The 18677-nt window shown below is 72.0% G+C and carries 14 protein-coding genes; 6 read left to right on the top strand and 8 right to left on the bottom strand.

The features are described from left to right. Window positions 1-87: 87 nt before the first annotated feature. A complete protein-coding gene (locus ACFY15_RS30555; RefSeq protein ID WP_390690095.1) occupies window positions 88-1431 on the bottom strand; it encodes a phosphoribosyltransferase family protein in 1344 nt (447 codons plus the stop codon). Between the two features lie 245 nt (window positions 1432-1676). Here ACFY15_RS30555 and ACFY15_RS30560 point away from each other — a divergent pair, with 245 nt between their 5' ends. Both ACFY15_RS30560 and ACFY15_RS30565 read left to right on the top strand, forming a co-directional pair. Continuing rightward, entirely contained in the window at window positions 1677-2828 is a 1152-nt protein-coding gene (locus tag ACFY15_RS30560; RefSeq protein ID WP_390690096.1) for a site-2 protease family protein, read from the top strand. Between the two features lie 186 nt (window positions 2829-3014). Beyond that, window positions 3015-3434 (top strand): CBS domain-containing protein, encoded by a 420-nt coding sequence (locus ACFY15_RS30565; RefSeq protein ID WP_390690097.1) that lies wholly within the window; start codon window positions 3015-3017, stop codon window positions 3432-3434. Window positions 3435-3453: 19 nt separating this feature from the next. Here ACFY15_RS30565 and ACFY15_RS30570 read toward each other — a convergent pair whose 3' ends face one another. From ACFY15_RS30570 to ACFY15_RS30585, 4 genes are all read right to left on the bottom strand, one after another. Then, window positions 3454-4731: an APC family permease gene (locus ACFY15_RS30570; protein ID WP_390690098.1), complete on the bottom strand. Its 1278-nt coding sequence runs from the start codon at window positions 4729-4731 to the stop codon at window positions 3454-3456. Window positions 4732-4909: 178 nt separating this feature from the next. Beyond that, the gene (locus ACFY15_RS30575; protein WP_390690099.1) at window positions 4910-6088 is read right to left on the bottom strand and encodes a CapA family protein; all 1179 of its coding nucleotides are present in this window, start codon (window positions 6086-6088) and stop codon (window positions 4910-4912) included. A gap of 69 nt (window positions 6089-6157) precedes the next feature. Further along, the gene (locus ACFY15_RS30580; protein WP_390690100.1) at window positions 6158-7438 is read right to left on the bottom strand and encodes an MFS transporter; all 1281 of its coding nucleotides are present in this window, start codon (window positions 7436-7438) and stop codon (window positions 6158-6160) included. A 64-nt stretch (window positions 7439-7502) separates the two neighbouring features. Then, window positions 7503-10286 carry a cation-translocating P-type ATPase gene (locus ACFY15_RS30585; RefSeq protein WP_390826438.1) on the bottom strand — a complete coding sequence of 928 codons (2784 nt, stop codon included), beginning with the start codon at window positions 10284-10286 and terminating at the stop codon, window positions 7503-7505. Between the two features lie 680 nt (window positions 10287-10966). Between ACFY15_RS30585 and ACFY15_RS30590 the strand changes: the two genes are divergently transcribed. Beyond that, window positions 10967-11755, top strand: a complete 789-nt coding sequence (locus ACFY15_RS30590) for a hypothetical protein (RefSeq protein WP_390690102.1) — start codon at window positions 10967-10969, stop codon at window positions 11753-11755. 639 nt (window positions 11756-12394) lie between these two features. Next, window positions 12395-12898: an NUDIX hydrolase gene (locus ACFY15_RS30595; protein ID WP_390690103.1), complete on the top strand. Its 504-nt coding sequence runs from the start codon at window positions 12395-12397 to the stop codon at window positions 12896-12898. Window positions 12899-13409: 511 nt separating this feature from the next. Here the strand turns inward: ACFY15_RS30595 and ACFY15_RS30600 are convergent. After that, complete coding sequence (locus ACFY15_RS30600) at window positions 13410-14144, bottom strand: helix-turn-helix domain-containing protein (RefSeq protein WP_390826439.1); 735 nt, start codon at window positions 14142-14144, stop codon at window positions 13410-13412. A gap of 414 nt (window positions 14145-14558) precedes the next feature. On the opposite strand from ACFY15_RS30600, the gene ACFY15_RS30605 reads away from it, so the two are divergent. Both ACFY15_RS30605 and ACFY15_RS30610 read left to right on the top strand, forming a co-directional pair. Then, window positions 14559-14867: a hypothetical protein gene (locus tag ACFY15_RS30605; protein WP_390690105.1), complete on the top strand. Its 309-nt coding sequence runs from the start codon at window positions 14559-14561 to the stop codon at window positions 14865-14867. 141 nt (window positions 14868-15008) lie between these two features. Then, window positions 15009-15767 (top strand): hypothetical protein, encoded by a 759-nt coding sequence (locus ACFY15_RS30610; protein ID WP_390826440.1) that lies wholly within the window; start codon window positions 15009-15011, stop codon window positions 15765-15767. A gap of 201 nt (window positions 15768-15968) precedes the next feature. Here the strand turns inward: ACFY15_RS30610 and ACFY15_RS30615 are convergent, their stop codons facing one another. Next, on the bottom strand, window positions 15969-18134 hold the full coding sequence (locus ACFY15_RS30615; protein ID WP_390826441.1) for an MFS transporter: 2166 nt from the start codon (window positions 18132-18134) through the stop codon (window positions 15969-15971). Continuing rightward, entirely contained in the window at window positions 18049-18504 is a 456-nt protein-coding gene (locus ACFY15_RS30620; RefSeq protein WP_390690108.1) for a hypothetical protein, read from the bottom strand. Before ACFY15_RS30620 ends, ACFY15_RS30615 begins: the two co-directional genes overlap by 86 nt. Between the last annotated feature and the right edge of the window lie 173 nt (window positions 18505-18677).

Raw genomic sequence — 18677 nt, forward strand, 5'->3', positions numbered from 1 at the left:
CGGGGCTGAGACGCACCCGGGCGCGGCCGGCCCATGGAACCGGGGGCGGCGGTTCCACCTCGGTCGGCCGTCACGCTCGGTCGGCCGTCACGCTCTGCGCCGGTGGGCCGACCACCGTGTCGTGGCGCTCAGAGGCGCGAGGTGACGGGTGAACCAGTCCAATGCCGCGTCGGCCACTGCGTCGAGCGCTCCGGGCTCCTCGAAGAGGTGCGTGGCCCCGGTGACCACAGCGACCTGGTGCTCGCACCGAAGGTGTGCGGCGGCCTGGCGGTTCAGGTCCAGGACCTGCAGGTCCGCTCCGCCGACGATCAGCAGGGTCGGAGCGCGCACGGCCGCGAGCCGGGTCAGTGCCAGGTCCGGACGGCCGCCCCGGGAGACGATCGCCGCGATGTCCGACCGCGGTTCGGCCGCGGCCACGAGTGCCGCCGCGGCGCCCGTGCTCGCACCGAAGTAGCAGACGTGCAGGGGAAGCCTCGGCCGGAGCCATCGGGTGGCCTGCGTCAGGCGGAGGGCGAGGAGGGGAACGTCGAAGACCTTGGTCCGGTCCTGTGCCTCGGTCGGGGTGAGGAGGTCGAAGAGCAGCGTCGCGAGTCCCGCGTCGTTGAGCACCTCGGCCACCCGCCGGTTGCGGGGGCTCAGGCGGCTGCTGCCGCTGCCGTGCGCGAAGACGACGACGCCCGCCGGATCACCGGGCACGGCCAACAGCCCGGGCAGGGCCGTTCCACCGGCGTCCACCACCACGTCGCCCATCTCCACCGGGCTCGTGGCCCCTGCCGGATTCACCGGATGCGTGCCGGCCCTCGTCGCAGCGGCCAGCAGTGCCGAGACCTCCTCATCGCCGACCTGCGAAAAGTCCTCGTACCACTGGCCCACGGCAGAGAAGTGCGGGGGCGCCCACAGGCACACCACGGCGTCGGCCTCGTGCCGCAGCCGCTGCAGTGCCTGTGGCGCCGCGACCGGGACGGCCAGGACCACCTGCGCCGCTCCCTGCCGGCGTGCCACCTCGCAGGCCACGGACGCGGTCGATCCGGTGGCGACCCCGTCGTCCACGATGACCACGACGCGTCCGGTGAGCGCCGTCCGTTCCCGGCCCCGGCGGTAGCGTGCCAGCCGCCGCCGCAGTTCCTCCCGCTCCGCCTCCTCGACCTGGGCGCAGTCGCGTTCCCCGAGGTGGGCCGCCCTGACCGTCGCATCGTTGACGAGCCGTACGCCGCCCTCCCCGATGGCGCCGAAGGCCACCTCGGGCTGGAAGGGCACACCGAGTTTGCGGACCACGATCACGTCCAACGGCGCCCCCAGGACCCGTGCCACCTCCGCGGCCACGGGCACCCCGCCGCGGGGCAGACCGAGGACCACCGGCCGGGTCAGGGCGAGCCGGGCGACGTCGTCAGCCAGCAGCCTGCCGGCGGCGGTTCGATCGGAGAACAACATGAGCGGCCTCCCGTCACGCGGCCGGGATCCGTCGGCGGGCCGTCCCCCGTCGGCCGGTCGCGGGGCCTGTGAACGACCGGGAAGCCCGGGCCGGCTCCGTGACGGACACCGGTCGGCCGAAGCAGAGCACCCCTGCTTCCAGCGTCGTACGGGGGAGTGCGGTCCGCACCCGGTAGGGCAGCGAGAGGGCCCGGTCGGCCCTGTCGCGAAACCGGCCCGTGCCTACGCTGGTAACCGGAGGGATCGTGAAACCGACATTCGTACTGGGCCGGATCGCGGGAGTCCGAGTGGGTGTCCACTGGAGCATCCTGGCGATCTTCACGCTCATCGCACTGGGGCTGGCGCAGGGGCGGCTGCCCGCCGTGTCCCCGGGGCGCGCCTGGTGGGCCTACTGGCTCGTCGGGTTGCTGGCGGCCGCCCTCTTCTTCGCTTCACTGCTCGCCCACGAACTGGCCCATGCCGTGGTGGCCCGTCGCAACGGGGTGGCGGTGGACGACATCGTCCTGTGGCTTCTGGGCGGGGTGGCCAGGCTCAGGACGGAGGCGTCCACACCCGCCGCCGAACTGCGGATCGCCGGCGTCGGACCACTCGTCAGCCTGGGGCTGGGTGCGTTCTTCGCACTGGGCGCGTGGCTGGTCGACAGTGCGGCGGGGCGGGGGCTGCTGAGCGAAGCGCTGGTGTGGCTCGCGGTGATCAACCTTCTGCTGGCGCTGTTCAACTCCGTGCCGGCAGCTCCGCTGGACGGAGGCCGACTGCTGAGGGCCTTCATCTGGTGGAGGACCGGAGACCGCGCGCGGGCCACGGCCGGTGCGACCGCGGCGGGGCGCGGGTTCGGCTGGCTGCTCCTCCTGGCAGGGCTGCTGTTGTTCGCACGGGGCGACGTGGTCGGCGGACTGTGGTTCGTCCTCCTCGCCTGGTTCCTGATCGCCGCCGCGACCGCGGAAGGCCGGCAGGCGCAGTTGCGGGTCGTGTTGGCAGGTGTGACCGTGCGGCACGCCATGACGCCCTCCCCGGTCACGGTCCCTGCCTCGTTGACCATCGCGGACCTCCTGGCGGATCCCCGCTACCGCTACCGCCACTCGGCCTTTCCCGTCATCGGTGACGACGGGTGCTCCCCGGCGGGTCTGCTCACGCTCGCCGCGGCAGGCCGGGTCGCCGAGGCGCAGCGTGGGGTGACAAGGGTTCGGGAGGTCATGGTTCCCCGGCCGGAGGTTGTGGTGGTGGGCCCTGAGGAGCAGCTCGTCGACGTACTGCCGCAGATGCTCGCGGGCGGGCCCCGGCGGGCCCTCGTCGTCGACGACAGCGGCAGGCTGGTCGGCATCGTCGCGTCCTCCGACATCAGCCGTACCGTGTCCTGGCTGATGACCGCCCCCGCCGACCGGCCCCGTACCCGATGACGGAACACCATCGACCCGATCGCGCTCGCGTCGCCGACCGCCGGGACGGAGAATGGGACAGACGGACCGGTGCGGGGCGCCGAAGGCGGTCGAAGCCGTCGGCGCAAGCAGCGGCCAGGGGGCTCGCGGCGCATGCCCTGTTCCGGAGGAGACTCCGCCGGGGCCCTCGATCGAGAGGAGGAAGCCATGGCGACCGCACGAGAGATCATGCACAAAGGCGCGTCCTGCGTGCAGGAAGACGAGACGCTCATGGACGCGGCCCGCCGCATGAGTGAACTCGGGGTGGGATCACTCCCGATCTGCGGACCTGACGACCGGCTCCACGGGATCATCACGGACCGCGACATCGTCGTGAAGTGCCTGGCGAAGGGCAAGGACCCGCACCGTATGACGGCAGGAATGCTCGCTCAGGGCAAGCCGTACACGGTGGCGGCGGATGCGGACACAGGACGGGTCCTGGAGATCATGCAGGAGCACCGCGTTCGGCGGCTGCCCGTCATTGAGGACCACCGGCTGGTCGGCATGATCAGCGAAGCCGACCTCGCCCGCCACCTCACGGAAGAGCAGATCGGTCACTTCGTCGAGACCGTCTGCGCCGCCTCCTGACTGTCGTCGGCACGTGTCGCTACGGGGTGGGGCCGGTGAGCATGCGGCGCCCCCCATAGGCCGCAGCCCCGACGAGGAGGACGGCGGCTCCGGCGATCACGGAGGGCAGCGGGAGGGCGAAGGCGAGGACGAGGCAGCCGACGAGGCCGACGACGGGGACGATCCGGACCGGGCGGCCTTCGGCCCGGGTCAGGGTCCATGCGGAGGCGTTGGCGATGGCGTAGTAGGCCAGGACGCCGAAGGAGGAGAACCCGATCGCTCCGCGGACGTCGCTTGTCGCGGCGGCTACGGCGACGACGGCGCCGATGAGGAGTTCGGCGCGGTGGGGGACCTTGAAGCGTGGGTGCACGGCGGCCAGCGCGTGGGGGAGGTGGTGGTCGCGGGCCATGGCCAGGGTGGTACGGGAGACGCCGAGGATGAGGGCGAGCAGGGAGCCGAGGGCGGCGACGGCGGCACCGACGCGTACGACGGGGACGAGCCGCTCGGCGCCGGCTGCCCGCACGGCCTCCGTCAGCGGTGCACCGGCGGAGGCGAGGCCATCCGGGCCCAGGACCAGCAGGACGGAGACGGAGACGAGGGTGTAGACGACGAGGGTGATGCCCAGGGCGATCGGGATGGCCCGCGGGATGGTGCGGGCCGGGTCGCGGACCTCTTCGCCGAGGGTGGCGATGCGGGCGTAGCCGGCGAACGCGAAGAACAGCAGCCCGGCCGCCTGGAGCACCCCGCCGGCCGTCGCGTCGGTACCGATGTCCAGGTGCGCCGTGTCCACGACGCCCGAGGCCAGCGAGGCGACCACGACGGCGGCGAGGACCGCCAGGACGACCGCCACGATGACGCGGGTGAGCAGGGCGGACTTCTGGATGCCCGCGTAGTTGACCGCGGTCAGGGCCACCACGGTGGCCACGGCCACAGCGTGGGCCTGGGCAGGCCAGACATAGGAGCCGACGGTCAGGGCCATGGCCGCGCAGGAGGCGGTCTTGCCCACCACGAACGCCCAGCCTGCCAGGTAGCCCCAGAACTCACCCAGGCGCTCACGCCCGTACACGTAGGTGCCGCCGGAGGCCGGGTAGAGGGCGGCGAGCCGGGCGGATGAGGTGGCGTTGCAGTAGGCGACGACCGCGGCCACCGCGAGACCGAGCAGGAGGCCGGAGCCGGCCGCGTGGGCGGCCGGGGCCAGGGAGGCGAAGATACCGGCGCCGATCATCGACCCCAGCCCGATCAGCACCGCGTCCGGCACCCCCAGCCGCCGCTGGAGCTCGTCCGGAACCCCCGGGGCGGGCTTGTACGCGTTGTTCAACGTCGCTGCTCCTTCGATTGCAGCGCGGACCGGCGGGCCCGCGTCCCGCGCGCACGATATGCGACGGACCTGAACACGCCGTGTCGGAGGGTGCGCGGACCGTCTGCCGCAATGGTCGGACGGGCCGGGTGATCAGGTCGCTGCCTGACGGGCGAACGGCTGGGCAGGTGGTCTGACGTCACACCTCGTGCGTCCGCGGGGAGAGGGTGAGCACCCCGTCGCCGCTGACGGTGAGGGCCGTCGAGAAGGGGCCGCCGTGCCGGGTGAGCGCGCCGCGCAGCCAGTGGGCGTCGCGCAGGTGGGCCCGGTGCAGTGTGAGGCGGCGGGCCTGGAAGGGGGTCAGGCGCAGTTCTCGCAGCGCCCCCGTGGCCTCGTCGAGGCGGGCCGTGTAGAGGACGCGGAGGTCGCTGCGGTACTGCTCGTGACCGCTGATCCCTTCGTAGTCGTCGACCAGATCTCCGCAGCCGTAGAGGATCAACCGGTCGCGATAGACCTCCAAGGGGCGGGGGTGGTGTGAGGAGTGGCCATGGACGAGGTCGGCGCCGCCGTCGACAAGACTGTGGGCGAACCGGATGTGCTCGGGCGGGACCCGGTAGCCCCAGTTGGAACCCCAATGAATCGAGACGACTGTCAGGTCGCCGGGCCGGCGGGCGGACCGCATACGGGCGACCAGGTCGGCCGCGGCGGCCGGCGAGGGTCCGGGGGCGAGGGCGATGCCGCTGCGGTCCGGGGCGGCAGCCCAGTCGAGAGGGATGCCGCTCGACGGGAGTCCGACCGAGAACACGAGGAGGCGCGGCCCGTGACGGGACGCGGACCCCGTGCCGGACGGGGGAGGCCGCAGCGCCACCCGGGCCGGACGCCACGCCTCGGCTGCGGCGGCACCCGCACCGGCGGTGCGCAGCCCGGCGGCGCCGAGGCTGTCGAGGGTTTCGGCCAGCCCGTCCCGGCCGAAGTCCAGGACGTGGTTGTTGGCCAGTGTGCACACGTCGGGCCGGGCGGCGGTCAGGCAGGGCATGTTCTCCGGATTCATGCGGTAGTGGACGCTCTTCCCAGGAGCGAAGTCGTCCGCCCGGGTCACGCTGGTCTCCAGGTTCAGCACCCAGGCGTCGGGCCCCGTAGCCCGAAGTTCCTCCATCAGGTCGCCCCATGGCCCGTCGTAGCCGGCGGCCCTGGACACCGGGCCGTTCACGGCTTCGGCCATCTCGACGTAGGCGCGAGCGTCCGTCACCCACGGCTCGGCCAGCCGCGGGTCACCCGGGTGCGGCAGCACCTGGTCGATGCCCCGGCCGAGCATCACGTCGCCGGCCAGGCAGACGGTGACCTCGCGGTCCGTCTCAGCGCTGCGGCTCGCTCCCACTCCTCCACAGTAGGCCCGGCGCGTGGGGAGAGGCGGCGGATCTGGTCGGGGGGTTTCGGCATGGAGCGGTCAGGCGCGGTCGGTACCGGTGTCAGACGCAGGAGGCTGCCGGCGGGCTCTCGTACGCTCGACGAAGCGTGCGGCTTGCGGGATCCCGGGAAGGGCGAGCAGGCCCAGGACGGCGGCGGCAAGGCACGCTCCCGCACCGAGGGCGAGCCCGGCGCGGGGACCGAGGCGCTGGGAGACGACGCCGACGACGGGTCCGCCGACGGGGGTGCTGCCCAGGAAGGTGACGGACCACAGGGCCATGACCCGGCCCCGGAACGCCGGATCGCTGATCAGTTGCAGTGTCGTGTTGCCGATGGCGAGGAAGACGGTGCCGGCCACCCCGACCAGGGCAAGGACCGCCACTTCGGCCGGCGCGGTCGGCACCGCCGCCGCGGCGGCGAGCGTGGCGGCGAATCCGGCCGCGGCGCCGATCAGGGGGACGACGCCGGCCCGGCCCAGGGCGGCGACGGCGAGTCCGCCGGCCACGGAGCCCAGCCCCATGGCGCCGGTGAGAAAGCCGTAGGTCTGCGGTCCGCCGTGCAGGACGGTGCGCACCAGCAGCGGCAGAACGACCTGGAACTCGTAGGCAAAGGTGCCGATCAGGGCCATCATCGCCAGCGGTGCCCACAGACCGGCCGTGCGGCGCACGTAGCGCAGGCCCTCGGCCAGCTGGCCGGGTGCCCGTTCGACGGCACCCGCGGGGTGCAGCCGGCCGGTGTGCATCAGGTGGAGCGCGAGAAGGACGGCGAGGAAGCTGGCTGCGTTGGCCAGGAAGCAGGCCCCGACCCCGACCGTGGCGATGAGCAACCCGGCCGCCGCGGGGCCGATCGCGCGTGTCGCGCTGATCATGATGCTGTTCAGGCCGACCGCGTTGCGCAGCAGCTCCGGGCCGACCAGCTCCGGCACGAACGTCTGGCGGGTGGGGAGGTCCACCGCGTTCACCGCGCCGAGGCCGACCGCCAGGACCACGACCATCCACAGCCGGACCACATGGGTGACCGTCAGGAGCCCCAGCACCAGGGCGAGGGCTCCCAGGGCGGACTGTGTGGCCATCAGCAGCCGGTGCTTGTCAGCCCGGTCGGCCAGCAGCCCGCCGTAGGGGCCGCCCAGCAGGACGGGCAGGAACTGGGCGGCGACCACCAGCCCGAGGACCGTTCCCGACCCGGTCAGCTGGAGCACCAGCCACGACTGGGCCACGGCCTGCATCCACGTGCCGATCAGGCTGACCGACTGGCCTGCGAAGAAGAGACGGAAGTTCGGCACCGCCAGTGCCGCGAACGCCGCCTTCGCTGAGACCTTCACCGGTTGCGCTCCACCGCGAGTACTGCGACAGGGGCAGAGCCGGGCCGCGACCACACGGGCAGCCTCAACGTCGCACCACCGCCTCTCCGGGGTTCGCCTTGGCCGGCCCACGTGCTCGTCGTAGGCGCAGGAGCCAGCGTCGTAGTTCGTCGGCACCCCACACCACGAACGGGAACGGGACGACGAGGGCGACCATGGCGGGGGTGAGGGCGGCGGTACCCAGCAGGTGCTGGAAGGGCGGGGCGTAGATGAACAGCGCGGCCAGGGCGAGTTCGAATCCGATGCCCCACAGCAGCAGGGGATTGGTGAAGACGCCGATGGAGCGCAGGGACGCGTGGTCGGTGCGGGCGGCGAAGGCGGTGCCGATCTGTCCGGCGATCATGCCCAGGAAGGTCATGGTGGTTGCCTGCTGGTAGGCGTGGTGCAAGGGGGTGCCGGGGCCGGTGGGGTCGCCGGGGTGCCAGCCGGCGTGGACGAGGACGGTGAAGAACCCGGCCATCTGCAGGACGGCGCAGATGACGCCGAGGAAGAGCCACGCGCGCAGCAGCATGGAGCCGCGGATGACCCCTTCGGAGCGGGGGCGCGGTGGGCGGTCCATCAGGCCGGGTTCGGCGCGTTCACGGCCCAGGGCGAGGGCAGGCAGGGTTTCGGTGCCGACGTCGAAGGCCAGCAGCTGCATCACGGTCAGGGGGAGGGGGATCGCTCCGCCGCCCAGGGCGAACACCAGGAAGGGGGTGACCTCGGGGGTGGTGTGGGCGAAGATGTAGTAGATGAACTTGCGGATGTTGTCGTAGATCCGGCGCCCTGCTTCAACGGCCGTGACGATGGTGGCGAAGTTGTCGTCGGTGAGGACCATGGTGGCCGCTTCGCGGGCGACGTCGGTGCCGGAGCGTCCCATGGCGACGCCGATGTCGGCGCGCCTGAGGGCGGGGGCGTCGTTGACGCCGTCGCCGGTCATGGCGATCACGTGGCCTTCGGCACGCAGCGCGTCGGCGATCCGCAGTTTCGCCTCCGGTGAGCAGCGGGCGAAGATCAGTTCGCGGTGGTGGCGCAGCAGGCGGTCGAGTTCGTCCTCGGGCATGCGGTCGAGTTCGTCGCCGTTGACCACCCGGAGGTGGGGGCTGCCGATGCCGGCCTGGCGGGCGATCGCCGCGGCGGTCAGGGCGTGGTCGCCGGTGACGACGATGACCCGGATGCCTGCGTGGTGGCAGTGGGCGACGGCCTCGGCGACCTCGGGGCGGGGCGGGTCGGCCATGGCCGCAAGGCCGATCAGGGTCAGGTCCTGCTCGGCTTCGGCGCGGGATGCGGGCGGCGTGGCGGCGTCCATGCGGCGCTGGGCGATGGCCAGGACCCGTAGTCCCTGCCGGGCAAGGGCGTCGACCTGCTCGCCGACCTGGCGGCGAGCGTCCTCGGTGAGGGGCAGAGTGCTCGCGTCGCCCTGCTGGATCCGGCTGCAGAGGGGGATGACCGCTTCGGGCGCGCCCTTGGTGTGCGTCCACATCCCGTGATCGCGCTCGTCCACGGTGGACATCAGCTTGAGCACCGGGTCGAAGTGGAACTGCCGGAGACGGCCTCGTTCCCGGTCGGCGGGACTCATCGCGTGGCCCAGACGGCCGGCGGCCTCCAGCAGGGCGAGCTCGGTGGGATCACCGGTCGCCGTGCCGTCGGGGTTGTCGGTGGGGGACCGGGCGTTGTTGCAGCGGGCCATCACCGCTGCCAGGGCAGCGAGGGCCGCGTTGTCCGCGCTGCCCGCCGCGCTGTCGGCGTCGGCGAGGTGGTGGAGCCCGGCGGTGGTCCACACGATGGCGACGTGCATGCGGTTCTCGGTGAGGGTGCCGGTCTTGTCGGTGCAGATCACGTCCGCCGAGCCCAGCGTCTCCACCGCGCTGAGCCGCTTGACGACCGCACCGCGCCGTACCAGCTCCCGCACGCCCAGGGCCAGGGCCAGGGTGATCACCGGCAGCAGTCCTTCGGGGACGTTGCCCACCAGCAGGCCGACCGCGAAGACGACGGCGTCGTGGAACGGCAGCTTCGCGCCGTACACCGCTATCGGCAAGAACGCCAGGCCCGTGACCATCGCGATCAGCGCGATCAGCCAGGCCACCCGTCTGACCTGGCTCTCCAGAGGGCTGACCTCGCGCTCCACCCGCTCCGACAGGGCTGCGATCCGGCCCAGTTCGGTGTGCATGCCGGTGGCGAACACCAGTGCCCGCCCCTCGCCCTCCGTGCACACGGTCCCGCTGAACACCAGGTCCCGCGCCTGCAGCAGCGGCACGTGCACATCGGTGAGCTCGGCGGAGCGGTAGGCGGGCATCGACTCGCCCGTCAGCGCCGACAGGTCGACCTCCACTCCCCCCGTGATCAGCCGCGCGTCGGCCGAGATCCGGTCCCCCTCCTCCACCACCAGCACGTCCCCGGGAACCAGATCGACCGCATCGACCACCAGCTCCTGCCCGTCACGCAGCACCTTCGCCCGCTCCGGCAGATAGGCCGCCAACGCCTCCACCGCCCGCTCGGCCTGCATCTCCTGCACGAACGCGAACGCCGCATTGACCACGATCACCACGACGACGGCCAGCGCCACCGCGATGATCCCCGCCCACCATGCCAGCAGCGCCGCTGCCCACAGCAGCAGCGCCAGCGGATGCGTGAACTGCCGCGCCAGCTCACCCGGCCAGCGCCGACCTCCACGCCGGCGCAGCATGTTGGGTCCGTAGTGCACCAGCCGCCGGGCCGCCTCCCGCGCTGTCAGCCCCGTGCGCGTACTGCGCAGATCCCGCAGCAGCAGCTCCACCCGCTCCTCCGGGTCCAGGGCCGCAGCCGCCTGTACCGACTGTTCACCTTGCACGGCCACTCACCCCGAAGCCGGGGCACGTCCCGGATACGAGCGCCGCCGGACCGGCACGCCGCACTGCCGCATCGCCACCACCGCCTTCAGGTGTCCGGATCATTCCATCTCCAGGGTGCGCGCCGCGCTCCACCGGCGCCCCTCGTCCGGTCGCACACGGCCCCCACCAGCCCCCTCACGCACTGGACCCGCGCGTCAACCCGAAGACCCCTGACGCCGTCGGCGCGCACCGTCACAACGCGTGTCCAGACGAACGCCGCCCGGGATCGCGAACCCCGTGAACCCCGGCACCGCTCAGAGCGTGATGCCGACAGGTCCCGGCAGATCCGCGTCCGCCGGGCCCGGACGTGGCGCAGCACCTGCCAGGCTCGTAGCACCCCCCCGAGATCCGAAGCTCCAGCCGGCCGGTGATCACCTTAGGGCCGCGCAGCACCCCCCGCCGTTGCCCCAACACTGGTCAAGGTCAGGTGGCCGGAACCTGGTAGTGGTCCAGATCGGACGGCAAACGGGTGAGGTTCCGGCAGCTCGGCATGGCGGCCCTGGTCGCCGGGTGCCCGTGCCGGAGCCGTCCGTCGTGGTGTGTGGGTGCCTCGGACGCACTCGTCGATGTGCCGGCCCGGTACGTATCACCCGGCTGGACCGGCCGCCGTGCGAGTTTCGGACACGCGTACGATGCGCCGGTGATGATCTACCTGTCCATCGACACCACCTCCGAGGCGTACGAAAGCGGGAGGCTACTGGGCCTCCTCTTCGGTGCCGCCGTGCTGATGCTCGTGCTCTGGTTCGCCACCGCGTCATGGCGGCGGGTCAGCGCCTTGCCTCCCGGCGCGGCCGCCGACGGGCAGACCGCGGCGCTGCGAGTGCGCCGGCTCCGTACGGTTCTGATCATCCTGGGCCTGCTCGGGGCGGGTGCCGTGGTGAGTGCCGTACTCCGGTACGGGCCGGAGCCGCGCACGGCGGAGACCGCCGCGGCCTCAAGCGGCCCGGTGGCAGCCGCCGCGGCCCCGACCGGTCCGCGTACGATCATGCCGCCCGCAACCCTGGACGGCTACCGGCTGATGGCAGAGGAGGAGACGGCCTCCTACCGCGAGGCGGAGGCCGTACGCCTTCCCCGGGGCCGCACCTGGTACTACGACCGGGACGATGACGGCCGCGCCGACGGCGTCCTTCACATCGACACCACCCAGTGGTCGCAGAAGCTGGCTGCGGAAAAGCGCAGGGACTCGATGACGCAGGAGTTCCGGAACTTCTTCGCCGGAGCCAGGAGCAGCGACTCCGCTGAGTACCCTGCCGGCCCTCTCGGCGGCCGTCTGGCCTGCGGGCACTACGAGAACAACCCCGCGATGTCCGTCTGTGCCTGGAGCGACGCGAGTACCTTCGGCACGTTCGCGTCGAATGGAGTCGCAGAGCTGTCCGAGGCAGCCAGGGCCACGCTCGACTTCAGGAACGCATCCGAGCGGCGCACCTGACACCGCCAGGCATCCACTCCGTCGAACCGCCTTACGCGGGCTGAGCAAGGCGGCCGTCCCGCGAGCGCGCGGGCGCTTGCCGCCCCGTGGACCGGTCCGTCCCTGACCGGCCGAGCAGGCCCGCCCCTGCCGTGCTGTCGATGCGGGCGGAGAAGAAGGTGCAGACGCAGCGACGAACTCCGCCTCCTCGACCTGTCCGCCCCCGTCCGCGTCCAGTTGCCTGAACCCGTCGTTGAGTCCGGCCGGTCGCACCCGGGGCACCCCGAACAACTTCCGGTACTCGTAGGCCCCCAGGTGGCCGCTGCCATCGGTATCGGCGGCCCGGAAGGCTGCTGTCCCGTGCCAGCGAACCTTGATCGCGTGCCATCGGAGTTCGACCGTGTCTGAGCCGCAAGGCGGCTGGTTCCTGCCATCCCGTCTGCGTGCACCGATCGGCTGGGAGCCTCGCTGAGCCGAAGCGCGAGGCTTGTCACACAGGCAGGCCGGATGTCGCCGACGGTGTTGTGGGCGGTTGATCCTGCGCGCGACAGGTCGACAACCGTGGTCATCCGTGTCCGGCCTCCTGGTGCGCTTCTCCTGCTCGGCCTCTGCGGGCTACGAGAAGCGGCGTTGTCAGTGGGCTCTGCCAGGGTGTATGTCGTGGATGAACTGGTGGAGCGTGTCGACGATCAAGATCGTGTGCTGGGGATGGTGGTCAGCCGCCGGCAGGCCATTCGGAAGGGTTGGCTGCACCGAGTCGCCGTGACGGTGTGTCGTGATGAGCGTGGACGGATCCTCGTCCACCGACGGTCGGAGCAGGCATCGCGCTTCCCTGGGCTCTATGAGGTCGAGGTCGGTGGTGCCGCACATGTCGGTGAGTCCTATGAACAGGCCGCCGCGAGGGAACTGGCCGAAGAGCTGGGCATTCGTGCGCTGCCGCGCCTGCTGTTCACGTTCATCAACCGCAGCGGCTTGAGCCCTCACTGGCTCGGCGTGCACGAAGCCGTGGTGCCGGACGCCGTGGTCCCCGATCCCGATGAGGTCGCCTGGCATGGCTGGCTGACCGAGCCTGAGCTGCGGTCGGCCCTGCTGGAGTGGAGCTTCACCCCCGACAGCAACGAAGCCTTCAGCCGCTATCTGGCGTTCCGTACCGCGCGGTCCTGACCTTGCCCATCACGCTCAGGCTCGGCGTGGTCTTGGAGCAGTGGCTTGAGGACGCCGTAGTAGGACTGGTGGTCAGTCGTGCGGAGCCAGGGGAAGACGTTGTGTCGTACACGCTCCAGATCCTCGTTTCCGGTGACAGAAAGACTGCCGAATGAGCGCCGGTGGGCGCGTGGTCTGCCGGGGAGCGGTCACCGCGGCAGTGCCGTTCATCGTGTCCCTGGCGGACTTGCCGGGCCTCTTCTGACACCGTCGGGCAAGGCCGGTCGGCAGCAGGTGCGATGCCGCTGCCGACCGGCCGCCCGTCACCCGATCCGACGAGAAGCGGCGATCTTCGCGCGATTCTCCCGGGCCAGCCCGCCGCCCTACGCGTACCTCATGTCTCAGGGCTGCCGGCGTCGAACCGGCTGGCAGGCGAACGGCACCGGCATCACAGGATCAAGTTCAGTGGAACGCGGACCACGTCGTTCGGCCAGTCGGCGTTCATCGGGCAGACGGAGTGCGAGACGCACCCTCAACGATCGAAGACATTGGCCAGCCGCCCTTCGGTCGGGGGTTGGCCTCGGGAGGCGGAACGGTCGGCGAGAAGGCACAGCTGTGCCGGGGTGAGTCCGGCAAGGTCGCGGAAGTCGCGGCTCATGTGCGCCTGGTCGTAGTAGCCACACAGAGTGGCCCGGTCAGCCAATGAACGACAGGCGCCGGACTCCAGGGTGAGCGCACGTTGAAACCGCAGTATCCGGCTGACGGTTTGCGGCGGCAGTCCGATCTGCTCGCGGAAGAGCATCTGTAGCCGCCGCCTGCCGCGGCCCGTGGCGGCGGTCAGTTCCTTGGCGGATACCTGCCCGTGGCAGGCGCGCAGTCGGCTCCACGCTTCGGCAACCACCTGCGAGGGCGGTGGAGCGTCCACTATCCGCCTCGCCAGGGCGTTGTCGATGACGGCCCAGCGCCCTTCCCAATCCGGCCTCGTCATGAGCTGCTCGGTGAGCCTGGCCGACCAGCCGGCGCCCAGCACCTCATCCGGGTGCAGGCGAGCGTTGGCCAAGTGGTGCAGTGGCAGCCGCAGGCACTGGTACGCCCCGAGGGGAGTGAACTCCACCTCGACCGCCTCCGCGACACCCCCGAAGCCGCCCCTGATAGACGCCGTCTGCAGACCGGCGAGCATCGCATGCCACGTTGTTCGCTCTGCCGGGGCACTCCCGGCCTCGTGAAAGAGGCTCAGGGGATCTCCCCAGCCCAGGATCAACGTCACCGTGGCCGAGGGGAGGGTGAGCCTGACGGGCCCGGGCCGCGTGACGCGATGGCCTCTGTACACCACCACCTGAGCCCGTAATCGCTCGGAAGCGCGACGCTCCACACACTCGCCCTTGGTCCTCGATTCCATGGATGCTTCAACCTCCGTCTGCGGCCCGCCCGCGCCGGTATGTCGTGTCATTTTGCTCTGTACGAACAGAGTGCGCCTTTGTACAAGGCGGCCGCCCGGGCTCCGCAGCAATCTGGACATGCGCCGCGCGGCGCCCAGCGTCGCGACGTGAAACCCGTGCCGGACGCAACTGGTCGGTGGAACAACTGCGTCCACGCGCTGTCCTGTCGCCGGTGAGGCGACGAGCCCATAACGAAACGAGGGAGAACCGTGAACCTCCGACGCATCCTCACGGGGAGTGCCGTGACCGCAGTCCTGGCGGTGCAACCCACGGCCGCGTACGCCGCTTCCGCCCTTCCGGCGCACGCGCCCACGGGTGTCGTGAACGAAGTGCCGATCCGGACGTCCTCGAACGTCGACGCCCGTGCCGTGCAGGCGACCACCGCAGATGCCGCCGGCGCCGCGCCCCGGTGGCGGTACACCGGAGCCAGGTACTACTGGGAGATCGAGTGCCATTCGTATGCCACCCGGATGACCTATACCACCGGGTGGCGGACCCAATGCCGCGGTCCGCACACCGACGGCTACTACTACCTCTGGGCCTACCACTGAGGGTCCCCACCGACCTGCGTCCCACTCGACGGAGGCCTTGCCCCTGATCCTGTGACCAGGCGGACCGCACAGGCCCGGACGCCGCACTTCCCCCCTGGCCTGTGACGTGACGGGCGACCGGGGCCAGACTGCAGTCAGAAGGTGGCGGCGAGCCGCTGGTTCCACAGCCGGGGCCTGCTGGGCAGCGAACTGGCCCTTTGGTGGCTCAGCCTGCTGCTCGGGGTTTCGGTGTTTCTCACCGTGTACGGACAGGTCGCTACGCGTCGCGATGGAGCGGGTGGCGACGGCTCCGCACCGGCGCATCCGCCGTCCGGTTCGTACGGACGCGCGTGGCTGATGCTCACGGTGGTGTTGGTAGCGGTCGCCGCGGTGGCCGACCGCCCATGGAACGCACCTTGGTGGCCGGGCCGTCACGAGGCCTCGCGACTGCCCGCCCCATGCATTGTCGGAGCCGTTGCCGCTTCCCGCCTGACCCCCCATGCCGGCGGCGAAGGCGACCACCCACCGAAAACCGGTCTCGGTCCCGGAGCTCGTTGCGTGTGGCGGGATGCGGAGAACGGCGCGACTCTCTGGATCGAGTACGAACTCGCCCAATGGCGGGGGACCATGGGTGGGAGCGCGACCGACGCCGCGCGCGAACAGCAGGCCATGAACCGGCGCCACATCGAGGAGGAAGGATCACACACCGTAACGGTGGCCGGCCTGGGCGACGAAGCCAGCACCGTGTCGGTACCGGGCAACGAGGCTGCTGCTCTGGTCCGTGTGGCCAACGTGACCGTAAGCGTGAGGTATCTGCTGCCGCCCAGCCGCGGTGGGGATGCGGAACGAGAAGACGCCGCAGCCCGCTCCGCGGTGGAGCAGACTGCTCGCGAAGCCGTCGTCCCCCTGCGTCTCGACTGACCAGGTCGAGGCCTGCGCCGCCCCGGCCGACGCGTGACGCTTCAGGATCCGCCCTCGCGGCGGGCGATCGGTACCGGCTCGTGCACCCCGGTCCGGCCGCCGGGCACGGCCCCGCGTACGGCGCCCCGCGCGCCACCGCCCACCCGAGCATGTGGACCTCGCCCCCTCCGCCGTCCAGGCGTTCCGGCAGGTCGGCGCCGGTCACCGGACGTTCACACCGACCGCCGTGGGCGCCCGGCCCCTGACCAGCAGGCCGGCCACCAGCGCCGCCAACAGCAGCGCGCCGGCCGCCCACCAGAGGGTGTCGGTGTAGCCGTGCACCAGCTGGTCGGACTGGCTCTCCTCCGACGAACCGGCCAGACGAGCGCTGACGAGGGTCACGAGCAGCGCCGCACCGATCGCCTCGCCCACCTGCTGGGCCATGACCACGACCGCCGAGGCCGCGCCGGAGTGCTGCGGGGCGACGCCGGAGGTGGCGGTGGCGAAGAGCGGCCCGAAGGCGAGGCCGCCGCCGAATCCGGTGAGGAGCATGCCGGGGAGGAGATGGGGCCCGTACGCGCTGCCGGCGTCGGCGCAGGCGAGGATCAGCATCCCGGCCGCAGCGGTGACCAGCCCCGACACGATCAGCACGCGGGGCGCGGTGCGTTCCTGGAGGCGCGCCGAGACCTGTGTGGCGGCGATGACGGCCGCGGCGGCCAGCGGAAGGAGCATCACTCCGGTCATGCCCGGGGCGTAGCCGTAGACGTATTGCAGGTGAACGGTGAGCGCGGGGAGCAGTGCGAGGAACCCGGTGCCGGTCAGGAGCATCGTCAGGGCACACCCGAGGCGGTCGCGGCCCCACCCGAGGGACCCGGCCGACGGGGCACCGGACCTCGCGGTCTGCCTCCACAGGAAGGCCGTGAGCAGGAGGGCGCCCGCCGCCAGGAGGCGAAGGGCCGGGGGAGTGGTCCAGCCGAGCCGGCCGGCCTCGTCCATGCCGTAGACCAGGACGGCGAGTCCGCCTGAACCGAGCAGCACGCCCAACCGGTCGGAACGGGCGACGTCGCCCGGCGGGCGGCCCGGCAGCAGGGTGGCCGCGCCGGTCAGGGTGAGCGCCGCCAGCGGGACGGAGACGTACTGCGACATGCGCCACGACGCCAGCTCCGCGAGCCAGCCACCCACGAGCACCCCGAGCACCCCGCCGCCGGCCGCGACCGCCCCGTAGATCCCGAAGGCACGAGCGCGTTCCCTCTGGTCGGTGAAGCCGGTGGACACCAGGGAAAGCGCGGACGGTGTCAGCAGGGCGGCGAACGCGCCCTGCAGGGCGCGCGCCGCGATCAGCAGGCCGGGGCCGTCGGCCGAGCCGCAGAGCACGGACGCGATCGTGAAGCCGGCCAGGCCGGTGATCAGGGCCCGTTTGGCGCCCAGGAGGTCGGATGCGTACCCGCCGAGCAGCAGCAGCCCGGCGAAGGCGAACACGTAGACGGTGACCGGGTTCAATCCGTCGTCGGCGAAGCCGAGATCGGCCCGCACGGTCGGCAGGGCGGTGCTGAATCCCATCACGTCGAGCAGGACCAGCAGCTGCGTCAGCGAGATCACGCCCAGGCCCCACCAACGCCTGGGGTGCGGGGCCGCCGCCGGGGCCGGCGGGGCGTCCGCGAGCGGCCCGAAGCTCTGCGCGGCGACGGACTGCGCCGCGGCCGGGACCGTGGGCGCGTACGGGGGCGGTGGCGCAGGCACCGGCTGGTGCTGGTGCTGGCGCGGCACGGAGGGAACGCGGGGGTCCGGCTGCGCGGGAGGCTCCACCGGGGGCGTCTCGGGGGCCCAGTCCAGCAACCTGGCTGCGCGGCGGCCGAGTTGTGCCAGCACCGCGCCCGGCAGCCACTCCCCGGCGCTTTCGACCGCCGTCCGGTCGGCGATTTCCTGAGGGGTCGGCCGGGCGGCCGGGTCCTTCTCCAGGCAGGCGCGGACGAGGCCGGCCAGCTGTTGTGGAACGCCGGTGAGGTCCGGTTCCTCCTCGGCGACCCGGAAGAGGTGGGCGTTCAGCCCGGAGTCGGCGGCGCCGAACAGGAGCCGTCCGGTGGACGCGTACACGAGGACGGCGCCGAGGCAGAAGACGTCGCTGGCGGGGGTGAGTTCGCCGTCCGCGGACCTGCTCCGGAGACATGAAGCCGGGGGAGCCGATGAGCATGCCGGTGCGGGTGTGCAGGCGTCCCCGGTGAGGCTGTCCATCGCCCGCGCGATGCCGAAGTCGATGACGCGCGGGCCGTCGACGGTGACGAGCACGTTGGACGGCTTCAGGTCACGGTGGATCAGGCCCGCCCCGTGTACGGCCCGCAGGGCGAAGGCGAGCCGGTTGGCGAGGGTGTGCACCGAGTACTCGGGCACAGGCGAGCCGGTTGGCGAGGGTGTGCACCGAGTACTCGGGCAGCGGCCCGAAGTCCTCGGCGACCACGGTGCGCAGGTCCGGCCCCGGAATGTACTGCGTGGCCACCCACGGCACGGCGGCCCCCGGGTCGGCGTCGAGCACCGCCGCCGTCCAGTCCCCGCCCACCCGCCGGGCGGCGGCCACCTCCCGGGCGAAGCGCCCGCGGAACTCGGGGTGCCCGGCGTGCTCGGCCTGCACGACCTTCACCGCGACGGTGCGCCCGCCCTCGGAACGCCCCAGATAGACCAGGCCCATGCCGCCCTCACCCAGCCGGGCGATCAGACGGTACGGACCGATGTGCGTCGGGTCTGCTGCGATCAACTGGTCCACGGGGACGAAGTATGCCAACTGCCCGGACGGCCCGTGCGGTCACTCGCGAGGTTGCGCCGTCGCGCCCCCCGAGCCCCTGTGCAGCCCTTCCGGACCGGCGGGACCGCGGCGGTGCCTCTGCCGTGTCCGACGAACCGGCGTCGTGCTGCGTGATCCCGCCGCGGCCGTGTCGG

Source organism: Streptomyces sp. NPDC001373 (genome assembly GCF_042895815.1).
Lineage (GTDB): Bacteria > Actinomycetota > Actinomycetes > Streptomycetales > Streptomycetaceae > Streptomyces.